The following is an 18,925-nucleotide window of genomic DNA, read 5'->3' on the forward strand; positions in this document are numbered from 1 at the left end:
GCCGACCAGCCCCCGTCCCCCAGCAGAATGAGCAACCGCACATGAAGCAACCGTCGGGCCGCCGCCGCAAGGCCCCCGAGCCGCGCCCCAAGTCCACGGGCACGGCACGGCGTTCGGGGTTCCTGTCCCTGGCCGCCTTCCTCGTCGTCGCCTCCCTCGCCGCGGGCTACCTGGTGCTCTCCCGCACCGACCGCACCACGCCGACGGCCGCCGAGGGGCCCGGCGGCAGACAGACGGTGAAGGAGACCGAGGAGCCCTGGGACGGCAAGGTGAAGGTGCTCGGCGACGGCTCGACCTCCTACACCGGCCCGCAGCAAGGCCAGTTGAAGCCCGAACCGCTCAAGCCCGGTGAGAAACCTCCCCAGTTCGTCGTCTTCTCCTGGGACGGCGCGCTCCAGGGGGACGACCAGCTCTTCTCCCACTACCGGAGTCTGGCGCAGGAGTACAACGCGCACATGACGTTCTTCCTCACCGGTATCTACCTGCTGCCCAAGGACAAGAAGAACCTCTACAGCCCGCCCCAGCACCCGCGGGGCAGCGCGGCCATCAGCTACGCGACCGACGAACACATCCGCACCACGCTCGAACAGCTCGGCCGGGCCTGGGAGGAGGGCAACGAGATCGGCACCCACTTCAACGGCCACTTCTGCGACGCCAAGGGCGGCAAGGACTGGAGCGTCGAGGAGTGGAAGAGCGAGATCGACCAGTTCTACGAGTTCGCGGAGAAGTGGAAGACCAACACCGGCTTCGACGAGATGGACCCGCTGCCCTTCGACTTCCGCAAGGAGGTCACCGGCGGGCGCGCGCCCTGCCTGGAGGGGCAGCCCAACCTCCTGAAGGCGGCGAAGAGTTACGGCTGGCGCTATGACGCCAGCTCGCCCGGCAAGTTCCAGGTGTGGCCGGAGAAGAAGGACGGCATCTGGGACTTCCCGCTCCAGATGCTCCCCTACGAGGGCGGCAAGTACCAAGGTCTGTCGATGGACTTCAACTTCCTCTACAACCAGTCGGGCGGCGAGGTGAACGGCGACCCCGCCAAGTACCCGCAGTGGGAGAAGGAGACCCTGGACACCTACATGGCGGGCTTCAACCGGGTCTACTACGGCAGCCGCGCGCCCCTGTTCATCGGCAACCACTTCGAGGACTGGAACGGCGGCATCTACATGCGGGCCGTCGACCAGATGATCAGGAACGTGTGCGTCAAGAAGGACGTGAAGTGCGTGTCCTTCAAGGAGTTGGCGGACTGGATGGACGTCCAGAAGCCCGAGACCCTGAACCGGCTGCGAACCCTTGATCCTGCCCAGAGCCCGGACTGGTCAACCGTCGTCCAGTGACGGTCTCGTAACAGCTTGCCGCTCCGAAGCCAACTCCCTTCACAACAGCCACACATGGCATGCGAGGATTCCGCTACCCGGCATCCCTCCCCCGCCGGGCAAGAGGGGAACTATCAGTGAAGTCAAGGAAATTGAGCCGTTCGCGGCGTCGCGTCACGATACTCACGGCGACCGCCGCGTCGGTCGCCGCGGGCGTGGCGCTGCTGCCGAACTGGTCCGCCGGCGCCGCCACCCCGAGCGACCCCACGGTGGACGCCAAGACCAGGGCGACCTTCCAGAAGCTGGCCGACGCGGTCTTCACCGACCGCACCGACGCGCTGGTGGACGGCAACCGCAAGAAGCCCACGGCCAAGGGCTTCTCGGGCCGCGTCAAGATGTCCTCGAAGCAGAGCAGCACCGAGAGCAGCACCCTCGGCACCCTGACCCAGCGCAAGAACACGCTGGCCAAGCTCGGTGAGAAGTACAGCAAGGGCGCCACCAGCGTCAGCCTCGACACCGTCAAGGTCACCGGCCGCACCGCCAAGGCCCAGGTCACCGAGACCACGGTCCTCACCTATGAGAAGACCAGCGCCAAGGAGCCGAACACCACCGGCTTCCAGGCCCACCACGAGCTGACCTTCAAGGCCGACCACAGCGGCAACTGGCAGCTCTCCGGCGTCCGCGCGACCGACCAGGGCGGCACCACCGTCAACCAGGTCGCCGCCCCCGCCGTCGCCACCGTCAAGCCGGCCGCCGCCGCGACCGACATGCCAGCCGCGCCGCGCGCCGCGACCACCCGCAACCCGGCCGCCGTCCCGAAGGTCCTCACCGGCGGGACGTACGACTACAAGGCGATGGCCGCGTACGCCGAGAAGCACTGGAGCAACTACAACCCCGACTACCCGAACTTCAACGGGCAGGGCGCGGGCGGCGACTGCACCAACTTCGTCAGCCAGGCCCTGAAGGCGGGCGGCTGGAAGCACGCGCCGGGCTACGTGTACGACTACACGAAGTGGTTCGGCAACAGCGAGATCCAGTCGTACTCGTTCGTCGGCGTCAACGAGTGGTCCTGGTTCACCCAGAACGCCAAGCGCTCCACGCCGCTCGCGAACGTCTACCAGATGCAGGTCGGCGACGTCCTCCAGGTCGACTTCGACCGGGACGGCTCCAAGGACCACACGATGATCGTGTCGTACGTCGCCAACGGGATGCCGTACCTGACGTACCACTCGACGAACACCTACCGGCGGTCGCTGTCCAGCGTGCTCGCCTCGTACTCCAACGCGTACTACTACGCGTACCGCACCTGATGTAACCCTCAGGTACGACGGGGCCCGTCACCCTCCGAGGTGACGGGCCCTCGCGCGTTCAGTGCCCCGTAGTACCCGTAGTACCCCGCTCCTCCCGGATCTGCGAGACGACCCGCGCCACGGTCTGCCGCACCGCGTCCGTCTCCGTCAGGAAGTGCCAGTAGTCGGGGTGACGGCCCTCCAGACCCGCGACCGCCCGGTCCAGGCGGGCCACCGACTCGTCCAGCGGGCGCGCGTGGCGGGGGTCCGGGGTCGTCCGGCCCGTCATCGCCAGCCGCTGCGCGTCACGGATCGCGAACCGGGTCCGGTCGATCTCCTGCCGAGGGTCCTTCTGGACGGCGTTCAGCCTGGTCAGCCGGTCCCCGGCGGCCGACACCGACTCGTCCGTCGCGTTCAGCAGCGCCCGCACCGTCGACAGCAGCGACGTCGCGTCCGGCCAGCGCTGCTCCTCCCGCGCGGACCGCGCCTCGCGCAGCTTCGCCTCCGCCTGCCGGACGTTCGCGGCGGCCTGCTCCGGCACGCGCTGGAGGTCCTGCCAGCAGGCCGCGGTGAACCGGCGCCGCAGCTCGCTGAGGACCGGGTCGACCTGCTCGGCGCGGGTCGTCAGCGCCTGCGCGCGGGTTCGCAGCGACACCAGCCGGCGGTCGATCTCGGCGGCCCGCTCCGGCAGCCGCTCGGCCTCCGCCCGGATCGTCTCCGCCTCCCGCGCGACCCGCTCCGCGCGCTCCAGGGTCCGCGGCACGCCGTGCTGCCCCGCGCCCTGGTTCAGCTTCGTCAACTCGGGCGCCAGCGCCGCGAGTCGGGCCGCGAGGTCGTCCGCCTTCAGGCCGCTCGCCCGGACGGCGTCCAGGGCGTTGGAGGCGGCCAGCAGGGACTGGCGGGCGCGCTCCACCGCCGGGGCGAGGCGGGCCAGTTGGGTCTCGGCCTTGCCGAGCAGGGGGCCGAGGCCGCTCGCGAAGCGGTCCAACTCCTCCTTGGCCCGGGTGAGTTCGTCCTTCGCGCGGGTGAGTTGGGCGCGGGCCTGGGACGCCGCCGAGGTCTCCAGGTCGTCGCGGTCCAGGTCGTGCGCGTCGACGGCGGTGATGTACTGCTGGCTCACCTCGTCGATGCGGCGGCCGATGTCGGTGAACCGGTCGACGGCCCGGCGGGCGGCGGGGGAGTCGTCCACCGCCGTGATCGTCTCGATCGAGATCCGCAAGTCCCGTTGCGCGGTGTCCAGTTCGTAGAACGCCGCCGCTGCCGCGTCCTTCGCCGCCTGCGCCTCCACCCGCATGCTCTCCGACCGGCCGCCGAACCAGCGCCGGGTGCCGCCGCCGGCGAAGGCGGAGGGGAGGGCGAGCGTGGCGATCAGGGGGAGAGCGGTGAGGAGCGCCAGGGTGTCCCGCAGGGGGGTGAGGGCGGCGCCCAGGGGTGTGGGGGTACTACGGGTCGTACTGGGGGTACTACGGGTCGTACGGGCATCCCTCGGGGGCCGGTCCGGTCGACTCGCTTGTGAAGGTGTCGCCGTCACGTCCCTCTCCCGCGCTGTCGTCCGTCCTGCCTGGCCCGGTTTCCATTCTCCCACCGGTGAAGGACGAACACACGGGGCGGTCGGTTCGCACGGACGGCGCGGTGATCCCGGCGTGCGGGCGGGGCGGTGGTCTCAGCCGGCGGTGCGGACCGTGAGGTCGCCGTCCTTGACCCTGGCCGTGATCCCGTGCGCGCTGTCGTCGGCGCGCGGCACGGAGACCCGCCGGTCGCCGTCGTTCACCTTCTCCGTCACCTTGTACGTCGCCTTCGGCACCTCGATCGTGACGTTCCCGTCGTTCGTCTTCACGTCGACGCGGTCCGGCACGGCGGACAGGTTCAGGCGGACGGAGCCGTCGGATGAGCGGGTGGTGACCGTGCGCGAGGAGACGTCGGCGCGGACCGAGCCGTCCTTCGTGTCGAGGTCCAGCGGGCCCGAGGTGTCGGTGATCCGCACGGAGCCGTCGCTCGACCTGACGTCGAGCGCGTTCCGCAGGCCGCGTGCCTTGACGCTGCCGTCGTGCGAGACGACCTTCACCGCGACGCCCCGGGGGATCTCGACGCGGTGCTTCGACGAGCAGTTCGCGACGAGGCCGGTGCAGCGCATCCGCAGCTTCAGCCGGTCGTCCGACATCGACCACGTCAGCTTCGGGTCCTTGCCGACCGCCACGGAGCCGTCGAACCAGCGGGTCACCTCGACGCGGCCCGCCTTGTTGTCCTCGGCGGCGACGATCTCCAGCGCCGTGTTCTCCGAGTCGATCGTCAGGGTCGACCCCTCGAAGCCGAACCCCTTGCTCTCCGGGGCGGTGTCGTCCGAGGAGTTCGCGCACGCGGTGCCCAGGACGGCGACCAGGGCCACGCCGGAGGCGAGGAGCAGGCGGCGGGTGCGGGTCGTACGGGCCATGTCGGGGTCCCCCTGATCGGTCGCTGCGGACACCTTCGACGCTAGGGCCGCGGGGGGTCGCGATCGATCCGGCTCCCTCCCGGAACGGGGGTGGGGTTAACCCCCGGGAACTGCCTTCGGGGTAGCCCTCAAGAGGTACGGGTTTGCGGGGAAGCGCCCCTGACAAGGTAGGCTGTCGACTCGTTCTGGGTGCGTAGCTCAGGGGTAGAGCGCCTGCCTTACAAGCAGGATGTCGGCGGTTCGAAACCGTCCGCGCCCACGCAGGTCGAAGGCCCTCCAGGTGACCCCTAGGGGGCCTTCGTCGTACCCGGTCGGGAGATTTTCAGGAGGCCGCCTCAAGCGTCCCCCGGCTTCGCGGCCCCTCGTACCTCAAGCCCCTCCAGCAGTTCCGCCGTCGCCGCCTCGATCGCGGCCACCGCCCGGTCGAACACCTCCTTGTTGTGCGCGGCCGGGGTCCGGAAGCCGGAGACCTTGCGGACGTACTGGAGGGCGGCGGCGTGGAAGTCGTCGCCGGTGGCCTCGTGGGGGAGGGCCGGCGGGCGGAGGGTCTTGATGCTGCGGCACATGACGCCAGTGTCCACCCCTCGGGAGGATTCCGCCGGGCCTTGGCAGGTTCCGGGCCGGTTGGCATGATCATCGGCGTGGCGGCCACCGGTGTACGGGGCCGACCGGCGAAAGGAACATGTCATGGCGAACGACAGGCTCACCGTTGCCGTCCTCGGCCCCGGCGGGGTCGGCGGGCTGCTGGCCGCGCTGCTGGCGAAGGCCGGGCACCGGGTGATCTGCCTGGCCGGCGAGGAGACGGCGGCGACGCTGCGCGCGGACGGGATCCGGGTGCGCAGCGCGGCGTTCGGGGAGTTCACGGCCGAGGTCGAGGCGGACACGCGGCTCCGGGCCGACGCCGACGCCGTCCTCGTCACCGTCAAGCAGACGGCGCTGGACGACGCGCTGCTGCGGGCTCCCTCCGAAGTACTAGGGGACGCGCTTCTCGTCCCGTTCCTCAACGGCGTCGAGCACCCCGCGGCGCTGCGCGCCCACCACCGTCCCGAGCTGGTCGCGCCCGGGGTGATCCGCGTCGAGTCCACGCGCACGGCGCCCGGTGTCGTCGAACACGCCAGTCCGTTCACGGAGGTCGACCTGTCCGGCGACCCGGTGGACCCGGCTCGGCTGGACGCGCTGTCCGTCGTCCTGAACGAGGCCGGTGTCAAGACGCGGGTCCTCGCCGACGAGACCAAGGCGCTCTGGGCGAAGCTCTCCTTCCTGGCGCCCTTCGCGCTCCTCACCACGCGTCACGCTCTCCCCATCGGGCCCCTGCGCACCGCCCATCGCGCCGAACTCACCGCCCTGGTCACCGAGACCGCCGCCATCAGCACCGCCGCCGGTGCTCCCAGCGACCCCGCCCAGACCCTCGCCCGCTACGACTCCCTCCCGCCCACCATGAAGTCCTCCATGCAGCGCGACGCCGAAGCCGCCCGGCCCCTCGAACTCGACGCGATCGGCGGCGCGTTGCTGCGGGCGGCGCGTGAGCACGGGGTGCCTGCGCCGGTGGCTGAGCGGGTGGTTGGGGAGTTGCCGGGCTAGTCGTCAGAGAGACGCCTAGCGAAAACAGGGCATTTCCGACTTATAGTCCAACCCTTTAGTGTGCTTTTGAAGAAAGCAGTAAAGGCGAAATTGAACTGGGCCGAAGCTCCGTACATGTCCAAGACATCAGACGCCGCCAAGGCCCCCGCATTCGAACTCCGCTGCGGCGGACTCCACTTGACCATCCAACGCGTCCCCGGCTGGCTGCTGGCCACCCTCGCCACCGCAGCCAGCAGCGGCCTCGCCGCCTGGCTCACGTCCCGCTGACGCGTGGGGCCGCACATTGACGGTGTCCGCCGGGCGGTGATGCGGGGCCGCGGCGCGGGCTGGGTCCGTCGCGAGTCCGCTGTGCCGGTTCGTGGTTCCCCCTGCCTGTCGGTCGCCTCACCGGCCCGCCGAGTGGTGTAGCCGCTCGGCCGTCGCGGCTTCGCAGGTCGTGGCCGAGTTCCGCCCGGCAGTCCGGGGCCGGGTGGTCCCGCTGCGCCGGCCGGCTCACGCGGCGGTGCGGGCTTCGGTCGGGCCGGCGATCGGGGCGCTCGGGCGGGCGCGGTCCGGATGCTCCGCATCACTCGGCGGGGCGCCGCCATCGCACATGCGCGCCGCCGTCCGTGTTCGTCGGCACGGCTCGACGGCGACCCCCTACGGAGGCGGTCACGTGCGGCGGGTGTGGCCCCCGTGGGCTGCTCGCCGGTGCCGGTGCCGGTGCTCCGCCGGGATGTGCGGGCGCCGGCCCGGCGGGGCGTGATCCGAGGGCGGCGCTGAGAGGTGAGGGCGGGTGCTCGGTTCACCGCGAGTCCGCTGTGCCGGTTCGTGGTTCCGCCTGCCCGTCGGTCGCCTCGCTGGTCCGCCTGCCCCGCTGCCCCGTTCGTTGCCCAGCCCTCGGCCGTCAGTCGCCCGTCGGCTTCCGCCGGTCCGTGTGTCCGGTGGGGCGCCTTGCCTCGCCTGTAAATCGCACACACGTGCGGCTCACTCGTTCGTGTGGGACTCGTGCGGAACTCGCTTCGATAAATCGAACAGGCGTACCATTGGGGGTGTGGCTGAGAGGTATGACTTTCCGAGTGATCTGCGGGCTGGTCAGGAGGAGCTGCATCAGGTTCGGGCGGAGTTGGAGGCCCTGCTGAAGCGGCTGCCCTGGTCGGTCGTGCCGTTGGAGGGGTTCAGTGATGCGGAGGGGTGGCGGAGGGTGGAGCGGCCGGCCTCGCCGGGGTGGTCGCAGGACGAGCAGGCGGAGGTGGAGAAGCTGCGCCGCAGGGAGCACGAGCTGGCGGTGTTCGTGACGGGACACCGGTTCTGGACGGAGGTGGGGGTGGGGGAGCGGGTGGAGGCCCGTTCGCTGCTGAAGCACGCGCACGAGCCCCCACCGCCGCCGTGAGCTACTTCTTCGCGAGGTAGCCCTTCATCTCGGCGATCTCGGCCTGCTGCGCGGTGACGATCGCGTCGGACAGGGCGAGCGCGGGCGCGTAACTCCCCTTCGCCTTCTCGGTCTTGGCCATCTCGATCGCGCCCTCGTGGTGCTCGATCATCATCTCCATGAACAGGGAGTCGAACTCCGCCCCGGACGCCTTCTCCAGCTTGTCCATGTCGGCCTCGTCCATCATCCCGGCCATCCCGGAGTGCCCGGAGTGGTCCGTCCCGCCCTCGGCGGGCACCTCCTCACCCCACCCCTTGAGCCACCCGCTCATGGTCTCGATCTCCGGGTCCTGAGCCTTCTGGATCCGCCCGGACAGCGACGTGACCTGCGCGGACGACGCCCGGTCGGCGGCCAGCGCCGCCATCTCGACGGCCTGCCGGTGATGCGGGATCATCCCCTGCGCGAAGGCGACGTCCTGCGCGTTGTGCGCGGACGCGGACGCCGAGCCCCCGGCGGACGCCGACGCGGACGCCGACACCGACGGCGACGCCACCGAGTCCGCCCCGCTGCTCCCCTCGTCGTCCCCGCCGCCCCCACAGGCCGCGAGAAGAAGCGCGGCGGCGACGGCCACGACGGCGAAACGGGCAGGCCGAATACGGCCGATCTTGCTGTTCATTGCGTGAACTCCTGCGTACGGAAAGGTCTTTCGGACGCGGCAGCACCCCACGCCGGCGTACGACGCGGTGGCGCGGGCGCCTCTAGATCCGCAGGAGTTGGAGTTCGGCGAGCGACGGCGGAGCCCGCGCCGCCTCGGAGTCCGCACCGACCCGGCAGCGGACGATTTCGTCGGGGACGGCGACGGCGACCGGGTCGGGAACGGGCCCCGCCGGCACCGGCGTCCCGCTCACCTTCGCGGCGGCACACGTCGCGTCGGCATGCCGGGCGTGCCCACCGCAGTGTCCGTCCTCGGAACACCCGCTCAGCGTCTCGGTGTCGAAGGCGTGCGCCGCGACAGAAGCGGACGGCATATCCGAACCAGCGGGCTGCGTATCCGAACCGGCGGCCGGCGCACCCGCCCCCGCGCTCATCCCGCCCGCCCGCTCGTGCCCGACCGCATGCGCCCCACCAGGCGCCAGCCCATGCATCGCCAGCAGCCCCACGAGCACCCCGAGCAGGCACACCAGCGACGGCCATCCCCTGAGGGACGACCGCACGGCACGCGGCTCGGCTCGGTTCACGCCCGCCATCCTAGGGGGTACCCGTACATCCCCCAGGGGGGTACCCCGAAACCGACCTAGACAGCCTCCGGCACCGACCTCGGCAGTCCCGGCGGATCCAGCCGAGGCCCCGCCCGAGCCCGCCTTCAGCCCGTCTTCGTCGGACGCATCAGAAACGCCGCCCCCGCCCCCGCCCCGAACAACGCCACCACGGACACCCCCGTCGACAGCCAGCTCGCCCCCAGCCAGTGCGCCCCGTAGTACCCCAGAGCCACGCTGTACCCCGCCCACGCGAGGCTCGCGAGGACGGACCACGGCAGGAAGTCACGGACGCGCCGGTGCGCGGCACCGGCGATGAGGGAGACGGCGGAGCGCCCGGCGGGAGCGAAGCGGGCGAGGACCATGAGGGGCCCACCGCCCCGGGCGAGCGCGTCGCCGAGACGTTCCTGCGCGGTGGTGAGCCGCCGGGAGCGCGCGATCGCCCGGTCCAGCCGCTCGCCGCCGCGCCAGGCGAGCCGGAAGGCGACGAGGTCGCCGAGGACGGACGCCGTCGTCGCGGAGAGGATCAGGAAGAGGATGTCGGGCACGTGCTCGGGGACCTGTCCGGCCACCGCCGCGCCGGACCCGGCGGCAGCGGCCGTCGCCGCGGTGATCACGAGGACCCCGCTCGGCAGCACCGGCAGGAAGACGTCGAGCAGCACGGACACGGCCACGACCGCGTAGATCCATGGACCGCCGGTCAGCGATCCCAGACTCTCCAACACCACGACTCCTGTGACTCCCCCGATGACAGCCATACAGCGTACGCCTTGGGAGTGACAGGAGATCCAAGGGGGGTACGTACGACACCCACGGAATGTTCACCCGTCCGGCACGTTTCGAGCGGCGCTCAAGTCCCGGGTCCGTTAACAACGGAACAAGGGGGTAGCGATCGCGCCAGAGCGTGTGAAACGTCGAATATCGCCGAACATCTCGGAAATGGTGAGCATCCATGCTGGCAGCCATCTGCGCGGGAGCCGTCGCCGCGACCCTCGCGGCCGGGCCAGGCGCGGCGCGTGACGTGGTCCTGCGGGCCGACGCCCGGTTCGCGCCGCCGACCGCCTTCGTCCCGTCCGACGCCGTCACCTACGACCAGGACCTCGTTCCCGCGGGGGCGTCGATCGAGGTCGTGCAGCGGACGACGCCCGGCGGCGCCACCGTCGTAACCCTCCGGGTGGGTGGTCTGCCCTCCGGTCGCGCGTTCGGCGCGCATGTGCATCAGAAGGCGTGCGGGGCGGATCCGGCGGCGGCCGGCGGGCACTACCAGCACGTGCCGGGCACGGGTCCGGAGCACGTCGACGCCGAGAACGAGGTCTGGCTCGACTTCACGACGGGCGACGCCGGGTCGGGCGTCGGCGTCGCGGTCCACCCCTGGACCTTCCGGCCGGGCGAGGCCGCGTCCGTCGTGATCCATGACGAGCCCGGCCTGAAGGGCAAGCGCGTGGGCTGCTTCACGGTCCCGTTCACCTGGACCGACGCGAGCTGAGCGAGGGGGAGGGGCGCCCCTTGGACACCGCACTCAGGGGACGCCCCACCCCGTCATACCCGTAGTACTTCAGACCCCTCCGCCCCCGAACCCGCCTCCGAGTCCGCCCCCAAGCCCGCCCCCGCACCCTCTCCCGCCACCACCCGCAGCACCGCCCGAGCCACCGCGTCCGCGTCCGACAGCGTCACCGAGTCCACCCCCGGCCGGGCCCCCGCGGCCGTCACCCAGTGGACCCCCTCCGTCGGCACGCCGAAGGCGAACCGGCGGGGATGGGGTGTCCCGTCCCGGTCGAGGAGGTGGTAGGGCCGGGCGGAGACGTCGACACCCCCCGTGGTGTACCCGTCGACGACGTGGGCCCGGCACTGCCCGGTCTCCCGGAGGTGGGCCAGCAGCGCGTCCCCGGTGCCGTGCAGGTCGGGCTCCGGCAGCCGCGCCTCGACGAGCGTCGTCACCCGTACCTCCGAGCCGGGCACGTCGGGGGAGCGGGCGAGCCAGGCGCCGTCCTGCGCGGTGACCTCCAGCCGGGGCCCCAGCACCTCCACGACCCCCGCCTCGATCAGCGCGGTCAGCTCCTCGATGCGGCGCCGGGGCGGCCCGATGGACAGGAACGCGTTGAGCGGCGTGTACCAGCGGTCGAGATGGTCGCGCCGCGACTGTCCGCGCAGCCCGCCGTGCTCGACGACGAGCCTCAACTCGTTGCGCAGGTCCCGCAGTACGTCGAGGGCGGCCTTCAGCGGCCCGGCCACATTGCCCTCGGCGGCGGCAGCGGCGTCCGCGCGCAGGTACGCGAGCAGCCACTCCCGCCACTCGCCCCGATGCGTGAACTCCCGCTCCGCGTAAGGCCGCGAGACCCGCTCCCAGTCCCACCGGTCCGCCTCGCCGACCCCGAACTCCGCGAGCAGTTCGCCCTCTTGGGGATCCCCGTACGGCACGGCGAGGTAGCGCGGCGCGAAGTCGGCCCGCCGCACCAGCGCCGCGTAGTAGACGGTCTCGACCTCCTTCGCCACCAACGGCCAGACGTCGCGCAGGAAGTCGGGCGCCTCACCGGAGTCCGCCCGCTTGCGCAGCGCGGAGACGGCCTCGGGTGTGAGGACGGCGGGCAGGTGCCGCCCGTAGGGCCCCTTCGCGTTGTCGCCGCGCGCCTGGTACGGCAGCCCCCGCCGCGACCCGGCGTGGACGCGCGGCTCGCGCCCGGACGGCAGGTACCGCAGCCCGCGCTCGTCCCGGACGTACCGGCCGCCCCGCCCGGTCGTCAACAGGGCCATGTGGTCGAAGAAGTTGAGCCCGAGCCCGCGCAGCAGCACCGGCTCCCCGGGCCGGACGGCGCCGAGGTCGACGTCGGCCGGGTTGGCGGGCGGTATGTACCGCAGGCCGTGCTCCTCGGCGTGCCCGGCGTCGCGCCGCTCGGCCGGGGTGGGGCGCAGCGGCAGGTGGCCCTGCGCGAGGACGACGGCCGAAAGCCCGGTCAGCGTACGGCCGTTGTCGAGGACGAGATGCTGACGGCCGTCCGCGCGGTCGTCGAGGCGGATCGCGCGCGCCGCGTGGGTCTCGACGCGGACCGAGGAGGGGGCCGCGCGCAGGGTGCGGGCGAAGACCCACTCCAGGTAACGGCCGTACAAGGCGCGGGCCGGGTAGTCGTCGGGGCCTATCTCGCCGTCCGCCCACTCGTGCAGGCTCGGGCCCGGCAGGATCGGGCCGGAGCAGTTCACGCTGTCATCGGTGAACAGGGTCACCTGGGAGGCGACGGTGTTCATCAGCAGCTCCTGGGACTGCGCGGTGCGCCAGACGCGGCCGGGTCCGGGCGGGGCCGGGTCGACGACGTGCACGGTCAGCCGGGCGCCCGGCGCGAGCAGGTCCGGTACCGAGGCGCAGAGGCGTTCCAGGACGCTGGTGCCGCGCGGACCGGCGCCGACCAGGGCGACCGAGAGCGGCGCCGGTTCGGCGCCCCGTTGCTGCGGCACGGTGAACACAGTGGACAAAGGTGGACTCCCAGGCGTGTGGGGGCGCGAGTGGCCGCCTCATCATTGCCCCCGCTCGTCACGGAAGCCAACGCGGACCCCAGCGGTCACAGTTCCCCCACACCGAAACGGACGGGAAACCTTTACGGAACCGCGCCGCTCCCGCCGTACGATCACGCCGCTGCCCCCGCGCGGACCGCGCTGGTCAGGCCGCTCCGCCCGCGCCGCGCCCGCCGCCGGGCCCCCGCTGATCCGCAAGCGGAACCGCGCTGATCCGACGCTGATCGGCCCTTGATCGGCTGCTGTCAGGCTGAGCACCTGCCCGAAGTCGCGCTCACGCGGCCCGGACGACCCGGATGACCTGGACAGAACGGGAAGAGGCAAAGCACCCATGGCAGCTCCTGAGTTCCCGGCGGCCGTCAGGCCGATCCCGCCGGACGCGCGCCGCCGGGCGCCCGTGGCCCTGGACCTCGACGAGAGGCAGCGCAAGCTGATCGCCCTGCTGTACGCCGGGCACACCGATTCGAGCGCCGCCCACCGGCTGGGCATCAGCCCCCGGACGGTGACCAACATCCTGCGCGCCCTCATGGACCGGCTCGGCGTCGACAACCGCTTCCAGCTCGGCATGGTGCTCGGCTCCCGGCTGCGCGTACCGGAGCGCGGCGGCGCACCCGCGAGACCCGCGCCCGCGCGCCCCGCGAACGGCCAACTCCCGGCCCCCCGGCGACCCCAGGGCGGACCGGGCCGCACAGCGCCCGCGTCCGGACGCACCTGACGCCGGCGTCGCGACGCCGGTCCGGCAGGCGTTCACCGCGACGAGCAGAGCCAGGCCACGTACGGACGGCCTGCGCGGGCGGCCTCGTGCCGCCATGACGCCCGGCGAGCCCACGGGGAGGCTCGCGGGATCCGCACCGCCGTGAACCGAGAGGCCACAGTGACGAGTTCAGTGCAGAGCGACGAGACCATCCGCACGGGGGAGGAGGACGTCCCGGGACGTCTCTACGGCAGGCTCACCGACGCATTACTGTGGACCGCGCTGCAGCAGTCGGTGTTCTCACGGCTGCCGCACCCGTTCACCTTCGTGGACGTCTCGGCCCGCGCGGGCCGCTGGGCGCGCCGGATCGCCTCCGAGTACCCGCACAGCAGCGGCGTCCACATCGCCCCCACCGCGCAGGCCGCCCGCGAGGCCCGCGCCCGTTCGGCCCGCGCCGGCTGCGACGGCCGGGTCCGCCATCTCGCCGCGCGGCCGGGGGAGTTGGCCGAGCTGCGGGACGACGGCGGCTACGACCTCGTCTTCCACGACTGTTCGCCGCTCAGCGCGTTCTCCCAACCGGAGGCGGGCCTGAGGGAGTTGGCGGGGCTGATGGCGCCGCGCGGGCTCATGGTGTCCTTCCTGCCGAGCCGTTGGCACACCGCCCTCGAATACCTCGGCTCCGGCGACCTCCAGGCGGCCCTGCACAGCCTCGCCGGACACGACCCGGGCGGACCCGGCGCGCCGCACGCGCACCTGTTCACCCCGGGCCAGATCCGCCTGCTCTGCATGGCACTCGAGCTGCGCGTCGACGCCCTGACCGGCTTCCCCGGGCTCGTCCTGCCCGCCTCCACCTCCTACTACGAGCGGTTCCCCAACGAGGAGGCGACCTTCGCCAACGTCCTCAAGATGGAACGGGAGTTGCTGATCGACCCCGACTCCGGCGCGCGCGGCGCGCACCTGTTCGCGGTGACCTCGCGCCAGCCCGGCTCACCGTGACCCGCTCCCGCCGGACACCGACACCGGTACGGCCAGCAGGAGTTCGGCCGCCCGGTGCTCCTCGGGCAGCCGCAGCTCGGCCATCATGCGCCGGGCGTCGGTGAGGGCGCTGCGCGCGGCCTCCGCCTCGCCGAGGTCCAGCCTGATCCGGCCCAGGACCAGCAGCGCCTGCGCCAGATTGCGGACGTCGCGCGCCCGCTCGCACATCTCGACGGCGCGCACGGCCTCCGCGACCGCCGACTCGGCGTGCCCGAGCGCCCGCAGCGAGTCCGCGAGCCGGAACCGGGCGCTGGCCTCCCGGCTGGTGAGCCCCGCCTCCAGACAGACCGACAGACACCGCTCGTACCAGGTCACGGCGAGCTGGTGGGCGCCGCGCGTGTGGTGCGCGTACCCGAGGACGTAGAAGGCGTACGCCGCGCCCGCCGGGTTCCCGTACAGCGAGGGCGAGTCGCCCATGAGCTGTTCGCAGACGTCGATCGCCTTCTGCGGTTCGCCCGTGTTCACGTGCAGGAGCGCCAGGTTGAGGGTCGTGGCGACCTCGCCGGTGACGTGGCGCAGGCGCCGGGCCAGTTCGATCGCCTCGCCGTAGCAGGCGATGGCCTCCGGGAAGTCGCCCCGCAACTGGTGCGCGAGCCCCAGGTCGTTGAGGGCCTGGCGGAGGATGACGTGGTCCTCGGTGTGCCGGGTCAGGGCGACCGCGAGCGTGGAGTGCTCGACGGCGAACGCGAGCCGGGAGCGGGCGAGATGGATGTTCCCGCTGAGGAACCGGGCCCGCCCCTCGGCCCGTTCGTCGCCGGCCAGCACCGCGGCCCGGGTCAGCTCGTGGATCGTGGTGTTCCACGCGACGTGACTGGTCTCGCCCCAGTAGGCGCTGAGCGCGATCAGCAGATCGGCGGCCGGGGTCAGCCACACCCGGTGGTCGCAGTGCGAGACCTCGTCCTCCGAGCACTCGCGGGCGATCTGCGCGGCCACCGCGAGCGCCGTCGGCGCCTCGGCGACCGCCCAGGCGCGGGCGTCGGCGAGGTCGCTGAAGCGCCGGCCGGGCATCCGGGCGGGAGTCAGGGCGTCCTCGATCGGGTCGCCGGGCACGGCGTGCCGGAAGGCGTTCACCGCCGACGCCAGCAGCGAGTGCAGCAGCCGCCGCAGCGGCTCGTGGTAGAGGTCGCGCGAGAGCTTGTCCCGGGCGAAGGTGCGCAGCAGGCTGTGGAACCGGTAGCGGCCCGCGCAGGGCGCCTCCAGGACGGCCGCGTCGACCAGCGACTCCAGGAACTCCTCGGCGTCCAGCTCGTCCACGTCGAGCAGCGCGGCGGCGCTCGCGAGCGACAGGTCGGGGCTGTTCGCGCACGACAGCAGGCACAGCGCGTGCGCCTGGTCGGCCGGGAGCTGGCGGAACATCACGTCGAAGACGGCGGACACGGTCAGCTCGCCCGCCTTCAACTCGCTGAGCCTGCGCCGCTCGTCGGCCAGCCGCGCGGCCAGCGAGCGGATCGACCAGCGCGGCCGGGCCGCCAGCCGGGCCGCCACGATCCGCACGGCGAGCGGCAGGTACGCGCACGACTCCATCAGCGCGGCGGCGGCCTCCGGCTCCGCGCGCACCCGCTCGGCGCCGATCGCGTGGGTCAGCAGCTCCAGCGCCTCGTCGAGGTAGAACGCCTCCAGCTCGACCTGGAGCGAGGCGGGCAGGCCGCCGAGCCGGGTCCGGCTGGTGATCAGCACCCCGCAGTGCGCGCTGCCCGGCAGCAGCGGCTGGATCTGCGCGGCGTCGCGCGCGTCGTCCAGCACGATCAAAACCCTGCGGTCGTTCAGCATCGTGCGCAGCAGCGCCGTACGGGCCTCCAGCGCCTCCGGGACGTCCTCGGGGCGGGCGCCGAGCGCCTGGAGGAAGCCGGCCAGCACGCTCTCCGGGGCGGCCATCGCGCCGAGGTCGGCGTACAACTGCCCGTCGGGGTACGCCTCGCGGACCCGGTGCGCCACGTGCAGCGCGAGCGAGGACTTGCCGACGCCGCCCATCCCGGCCAGCACGACGACCGGCAGCGTCGGCCGGTTCTCCGCGTTCATCGCCGAGGTGAGCGCCTGGGCGACATGCGCGCGGCCGATGAAGTCGGCGGGCTCAGGCGGGAGTTGCGCGGGGGGCAGCGCGGCCGGGGGCGCCGTCCGGTCGTCCGCCGTCCACCCGCTGTCGGGCGGGTCCGGGACGGCGTCCAGCTCGCCGCTGAGTATCTGCCGGTGCACGGCGGTGAGTTCGGCGCCGGGCTCCACGCCGAGTTCGTCGACCAGGAGTCGGCGTGCCTCGTGATAGGTCGTCAGGGCGTCGGCGCGGCGGCCGGATTGGACCTGGGAGCGCATGAGGAGGGCGTACAGCCGTTCCCGTAAGGGATATCGGCCGACCAGTTCCACCAACTCGGGAATGCACAACTGGCCTTGGCCGAGCGCGATGACCGTGTCCAGCCGCTCTTCCTCAAGGGCGAGCCGGGTCTCGTTGATCCGCTCGCGCTGAAGTGCCGCGTACGGGCCGGGAATCCCCGCGAGGGGTTCTCCTTTCCACAGGGCGAGGGCCTGTTCCAAGGAGTCCAGCGCGTGGTGCGGACCATTGGCCGCGACGGCTTCTCGGCTGAATCGTTTCGCCTCGTACCAGTCGATGTGTTCGTCGTGCACGACGAGGCGGTATCCGTCGCCCACGGAGACCAGAAACTCGGGGGACTTGCTGTTGGTTTCCAGAATCTTGCGCAGCCGCCAGGCATACGTGCGCAAGGTGGTGAGCGCCGAGGCGGGGATCTCCTCGCCCCAGATCGACTCCATCAGGTCCGCCGCCGAGGCGGTTCTTCCCCGGCGCAGCAAGAGGGCGGTGAACAGGGCCTGCTGCTGTGGGTTTCCGAGGTCCAGGGGGGTCGAGTCCCGGCGTACTTCGAGAAAACCGAGGAGGGACACGTAGAGGACCGCCACCGGGCCACCTCTCTGGTCGGACCAAGCACCGCGCGGTCATCCTAGCCGAGCGCTTGCGACTTCAAGCAATCGAGGCCGGAGGTTTTTCATTCAGTGGATGAGACAGCCGCGGGATTACCGCTAAGCAGGACGGATTGTGGAACGCATGAACAGATGAACACGTCCCGTTCGGAATCTCGCACCGGGGGTGAATTGCCCGACCTTCGCAGGCGTAGATCCTCCGTCCATCCTCCGCTGATCCTGTGCTGACGCACGGCGGTGAGGCTGTTCCCGTCAGCGAGACCTTGAGCGACAGGAATACCCAAATGCACCGTCAGGTAAGCACGTTGAAGAGCGCCCTCTACCGCGCAGCCGTCCTCGCGGCCCCCTTCGCCGTCATGGCGCTCGCCCTCACGAGCGCGCTCGTGTACACGCCTGACTGGAACAGTACCGGTTCCTGAAATACCCACATTCCCGTGTCCACGGGGATCCGCGACCAAATGCACCAAATGGATCCCCGTGGTACGGAAAGTGGTGCGTTAAGAAACCGGGTAAGTGGCGGCTGAATATGCGAGGGGCACGAAACATGTCTTCGTGCTGTCGATAACGTTGTCAGCGCGGGGCGGTCACCCGCGCCGGACGCGCCGCACCGCCCGGTCGACCGCCCACACGTCCGCCACCGGACCGAGGTGGCCCAGCTTGTCGGGGTTGATCGTCAGGTGGATCGCCCGGATCCGCCCCTCGTGGATGTCCAGCGCCATGGTGTGCAGCACCCGGCCCCCGGCGTCGCGGAACAGCGCGCCCGGCGCCGAGTTGACCACCTCGCGCGCGAACGTCACGTCCGCACGCGCCATTTGAGGGAAGGCGACGGCGAACAGGCGGGCCACCTGCTCGGCGCCGGCGAGCGGACGGGACAGCTGGGGCGCCTTGCCGCCGCCGTCGCTCAGCACGGCGACGTCGGCCGCGAGCAGCCCTTGCAGACCGAGCACGTCGCCCTCGCGCAGGGCGTCGAAGAAGCGCGCCGCCAACTCTTCTTGTTCCGTACGGGTCGTGGTGAACCGGGGCCGGTCCGCGGCCATGTGCCGCCGGGCGCGGACGGCGAGCTGACGGCACGCGGACTCCGAGCGCCCCACCGCCTCGGCGACCTCGGGGAACGGGAAGTCGAACACGTCACGCAGCACGAACACCGCGCGCTCCAGCGGACTCAGCCGCTCCAGCAGCAACAAGGCCGCGAGCGACACCGAGTCGGCCAGCTCCGCCGCCCGCGCCGGGTCCTCGTAGGGGTCGGTGAGCAGCGGCTCCGGGAGCCAGGGGCCGACGTAGCTCTCACGGCGTACCCGGGCCGAGCGCAGCACGTCGAGCGCGATGCGCGTCACCGTCGTCGACAGGAACGCCTTGACCGAACGGGGTTCCACGGGCGAGGCCGCGTAGCGCAGCCACGTCTCCTGCACCGCGTCCTCCGCCTCGCTCACCGAGCCGAGGAGCCGGTACGCGAGGGAGAACAGCAGCGGGCGCAGCTCCTGGAACTCCTCGGCCTTGTCCATGGCCACCACGGCTCCCTCCCCGTCCGTGCCACGCCCCGGACGGGGAG

General features: G+C 71.9%; 18 protein-coding genes and 1 tRNA gene. 10 read left to right on the forward strand and 9 right to left on the reverse strand.

Annotation, left to right across the window (positions count from 1 at the left end):
- Nucleotides 1-41: 41 nt before the first annotated feature.
- On the forward strand, nucleotides 42-1,331 hold the full coding sequence (locus IAG44_RS28315; RefSeq protein ID WP_187749897.1) for a polysaccharide deacetylase family protein: 1,290 nt from the start codon (nucleotides 42-44) through the stop codon (nucleotides 1,329-1,331).
- A 131-nt stretch (nucleotides 1,332-1,462) separates the two neighbouring features.
- The gene (locus tag IAG44_RS28320) at nucleotides 1,463-2,620 is read left to right on the forward strand and encodes an amidase domain-containing protein (RefSeq protein ID WP_246562145.1); all 1,158 of its coding nucleotides are present in this window, start codon (nucleotides 1,463-1,465) and stop codon (nucleotides 2,618-2,620) included.
- Nucleotides 2,621-2,678: 58 nt separating this feature from the next.
- On the opposite strand, the gene IAG44_RS42990 is transcribed toward IAG44_RS28320, so the two are convergent.
- Both IAG44_RS42990 and IAG44_RS28330 read right to left on the reverse strand, forming a co-directional pair.
- Nucleotides 2,679-4,130 (reverse strand): coiled-coil domain-containing protein, encoded by a 1,452-nt coding sequence (locus IAG44_RS42990; protein ID WP_223006807.1) that lies wholly within the window; start codon nucleotides 4,128-4,130, stop codon nucleotides 2,679-2,681.
- A 132-nt stretch (nucleotides 4,131-4,262) separates the two neighbouring features.
- Nucleotides 4,263-5,030, reverse strand: a complete 768-nt coding sequence (locus IAG44_RS28330; protein ID WP_187749899.1) for a DUF4097 family beta strand repeat-containing protein — start codon at nucleotides 5,028-5,030, stop codon at nucleotides 4,263-4,265.
- A 187-nt stretch (nucleotides 5,031-5,217) separates the two neighbouring features.
- On the opposite strand from IAG44_RS28330, the gene IAG44_RS28335 reads away from it, so the two are divergent.
- Nucleotides 5,218-5,289, forward strand: a tRNA-Val gene (locus IAG44_RS28335).
- A 76-nt stretch (nucleotides 5,290-5,365) separates the two neighbouring features.
- On the opposite strand, the gene IAG44_RS28340 is transcribed toward IAG44_RS28335, so the two are convergent.
- A complete protein-coding gene (locus IAG44_RS28340; protein ID WP_187749900.1) occupies nucleotides 5,366-5,596 on the reverse strand; it encodes a DUF2277 domain-containing protein in 231 nt (76 codons plus the stop codon).
- A 121-nt stretch (nucleotides 5,597-5,717) separates the two neighbouring features.
- Here IAG44_RS28340 and IAG44_RS28345 point away from each other — a divergent pair, with 121 nt between their 5' ends.
- The 3 genes from IAG44_RS28345 to IAG44_RS28355 all read left to right on the forward strand — a co-directional run bounded on the left by IAG44_RS28345 (nucleotide 5,718) and on the right by IAG44_RS28355 (nucleotide 7,983).
- Complete coding sequence (locus tag IAG44_RS28345) at nucleotides 5,718-6,611, forward strand: ketopantoate reductase family protein (protein ID WP_187749901.1); 894 nt, start codon at nucleotides 5,718-5,720, stop codon at nucleotides 6,609-6,611.
- A 114-nt stretch (nucleotides 6,612-6,725) separates the two neighbouring features.
- On the forward strand, nucleotides 6,726-6,878 hold the full coding sequence (locus tag IAG44_RS28350) for a hypothetical protein (protein ID WP_187749902.1): 153 nt from the start codon (nucleotides 6,726-6,728) through the stop codon (nucleotides 6,876-6,878).
- 766 nt (nucleotides 6,879-7,644) lie between these two features.
- Nucleotides 7,645-7,983 carry a hypothetical protein gene (locus IAG44_RS28355; RefSeq protein WP_187749903.1) on the forward strand — a complete coding sequence of 113 codons (339 nt, stop codon included), beginning with the start codon at nucleotides 7,645-7,647 and terminating at the stop codon, nucleotides 7,981-7,983.
- A gap of 1 nt (nucleotide 7,984) precedes the next feature.
- Here IAG44_RS28355 and IAG44_RS28360 read toward each other — a convergent pair whose 3' ends face one another.
- From IAG44_RS28360 to IAG44_RS28370, 3 genes are all read right to left on the reverse strand, one after another.
- Nucleotides 7,985-8,638: a DUF305 domain-containing protein gene (locus IAG44_RS28360; RefSeq protein ID WP_187749904.1), complete on the reverse strand. Its 654-nt coding sequence runs from the start codon at nucleotides 8,636-8,638 to the stop codon at nucleotides 7,985-7,987.
- Between the two features lie 82 nt (nucleotides 8,639-8,720).
- Complete coding sequence (locus tag IAG44_RS28365) at nucleotides 8,721-9,209, reverse strand: DUF6153 family protein (protein WP_187749905.1); 489 nt, start codon at nucleotides 9,207-9,209, stop codon at nucleotides 8,721-8,723.
- Between the two features lie 116 nt (nucleotides 9,210-9,325).
- Nucleotides 9,326-9,943, reverse strand: a complete 618-nt coding sequence (locus tag IAG44_RS28370; protein WP_187749906.1) for a DedA family protein — start codon at nucleotides 9,941-9,943, stop codon at nucleotides 9,326-9,328.
- Nucleotides 9,944-10,170: 227 nt separating this feature from the next.
- Here IAG44_RS28370 and IAG44_RS28375 point away from each other — a divergent pair, with 227 nt between their 5' ends.
- On the forward strand, nucleotides 10,171-10,704 hold the full coding sequence (locus tag IAG44_RS28375; RefSeq protein WP_187749907.1) for a superoxide dismutase family protein: 534 nt from the start codon (nucleotides 10,171-10,173) through the stop codon (nucleotides 10,702-10,704).
- A 53-nt stretch (nucleotides 10,705-10,757) separates the two neighbouring features.
- On the opposite strand, the gene IAG44_RS28380 is transcribed toward IAG44_RS28375, so the two are convergent.
- Nucleotides 10,758-12,674, reverse strand: a complete 1,917-nt coding sequence (locus IAG44_RS28380; RefSeq protein ID WP_246564539.1) for an FAD/NAD(P)-binding protein — start codon at nucleotides 12,672-12,674, stop codon at nucleotides 10,758-10,760.
- A gap of 379 nt (nucleotides 12,675-13,053) precedes the next feature.
- Here IAG44_RS28380 and IAG44_RS28385 point away from each other — a divergent pair, with 379 nt between their 5' ends.
- Both IAG44_RS28385 and IAG44_RS28390 read left to right on the forward strand, forming a co-directional pair.
- Nucleotides 13,054-13,437 carry a helix-turn-helix domain-containing protein gene (locus IAG44_RS28385; RefSeq protein WP_187749909.1) on the forward strand — a complete coding sequence of 128 codons (384 nt, stop codon included), beginning with the start codon at nucleotides 13,054-13,056 and terminating at the stop codon, nucleotides 13,435-13,437.
- A gap of 159 nt (nucleotides 13,438-13,596) precedes the next feature.
- Nucleotides 13,597-14,412, forward strand: a complete 816-nt coding sequence (locus IAG44_RS28390; protein WP_187749910.1) for a hypothetical protein — start codon at nucleotides 13,597-13,599, stop codon at nucleotides 14,410-14,412.
- Here IAG44_RS28390 and IAG44_RS28395 read toward each other — a convergent pair.
- A complete protein-coding gene (locus IAG44_RS28395) occupies nucleotides 14,404-17,355 on the reverse strand; it encodes an AfsR/SARP family transcriptional regulator (RefSeq protein WP_187749911.1) in 2,952 nt (983 codons plus the stop codon). The two genes, IAG44_RS28390 and IAG44_RS28395, sit on opposite strands and share 9 nt — an antisense overlap.
- 305 nt (nucleotides 17,356-17,660) lie before the next feature.
- On the opposite strand from IAG44_RS28395, the gene IAG44_RS44355 reads away from it, so the two are divergent.
- Complete coding sequence (locus tag IAG44_RS44355; protein WP_281404307.1) at nucleotides 17,661-17,795, forward strand: hypothetical protein; 135 nt, start codon at nucleotides 17,661-17,663, stop codon at nucleotides 17,793-17,795.
- Between the two features lie 165 nt (nucleotides 17,796-17,960).
- On the opposite strand, the gene IAG44_RS28400 is transcribed toward IAG44_RS44355, so the two are convergent.
- On the reverse strand, nucleotides 17,961-18,878 hold the full coding sequence (locus tag IAG44_RS28400; RefSeq protein WP_187752893.1) for an RNA polymerase sigma-70 factor: 918 nt from the start codon (nucleotides 18,876-18,878) through the stop codon (nucleotides 17,961-17,963).
- Nucleotides 18,879-18,925 lie beyond the last annotated feature (47 nt).

Origin of the sequence: Streptomyces roseirectus (assembly GCF_014489635.1) — a bacterium.
Lineage (GTDB): Bacteria > Actinomycetota > Actinomycetes > Streptomycetales > Streptomycetaceae > Streptomyces > Streptomyces roseirectus.

Coding starts and splice junctions, on each gene's coding strand:
- IAG44_RS28315 (WP_187749897.1), top strand. CDS start 42: ATGAAGCAACCGTCGGGCCGCCGCCGCAAGGCCCCCGAGCCGCGCCCC.
- IAG44_RS28330 (WP_187749899.1), bottom strand. CDS start 5,030: ATGGCCCGTACGACCCGCACCCGCCGCCTGCTCCTCGCCTCCGGCGTG.
- IAG44_RS28340 (WP_187749900.1), bottom strand. CDS start 5,596: ATGTGCCGCAGCATCAAGACCCTCCGCCCGCCGGCCCTCCCCCACGAG.
- IAG44_RS28345 (WP_187749901.1), top strand. CDS start 5,718: ATGGCGAACGACAGGCTCACCGTTGCCGTCCTCGGCCCCGGCGGGGTC.
- IAG44_RS28350 (WP_187749902.1), top strand. CDS start 6,726: ATGTCCAAGACATCAGACGCCGCCAAGGCCCCCGCATTCGAACTCCGC.
- IAG44_RS28360 (WP_187749904.1), bottom strand. CDS start 8,638: ATGAACAGCAAGATCGGCCGTATTCGGCCTGCCCGTTTCGCCGTCGTG.
- IAG44_RS28365 (WP_187749905.1), bottom strand. CDS start 9,209: ATGGCGGGCGTGAACCGAGCCGAGCCGCGTGCCGTGCGGTCGTCCCTC.
- IAG44_RS28375 (WP_187749907.1), top strand. CDS start 10,171: ATGCTGGCAGCCATCTGCGCGGGAGCCGTCGCCGCGACCCTCGCGGCC.
- IAG44_RS28385 (WP_187749909.1), top strand. CDS start 13,054: ATGGCAGCTCCTGAGTTCCCGGCGGCCGTCAGGCCGATCCCGCCGGAC.
- IAG44_RS44355 (WP_281404307.1), top strand. CDS start 17,661: ATGCACCGTCAGGTAAGCACGTTGAAGAGCGCCCTCTACCGCGCAGCC.
- IAG44_RS28400 (WP_187752893.1), bottom strand. CDS start 18,878: ATGGACAAGGCCGAGGAGTTCCAGGAGCTGCGCCCGCTGCTGTTCTCC.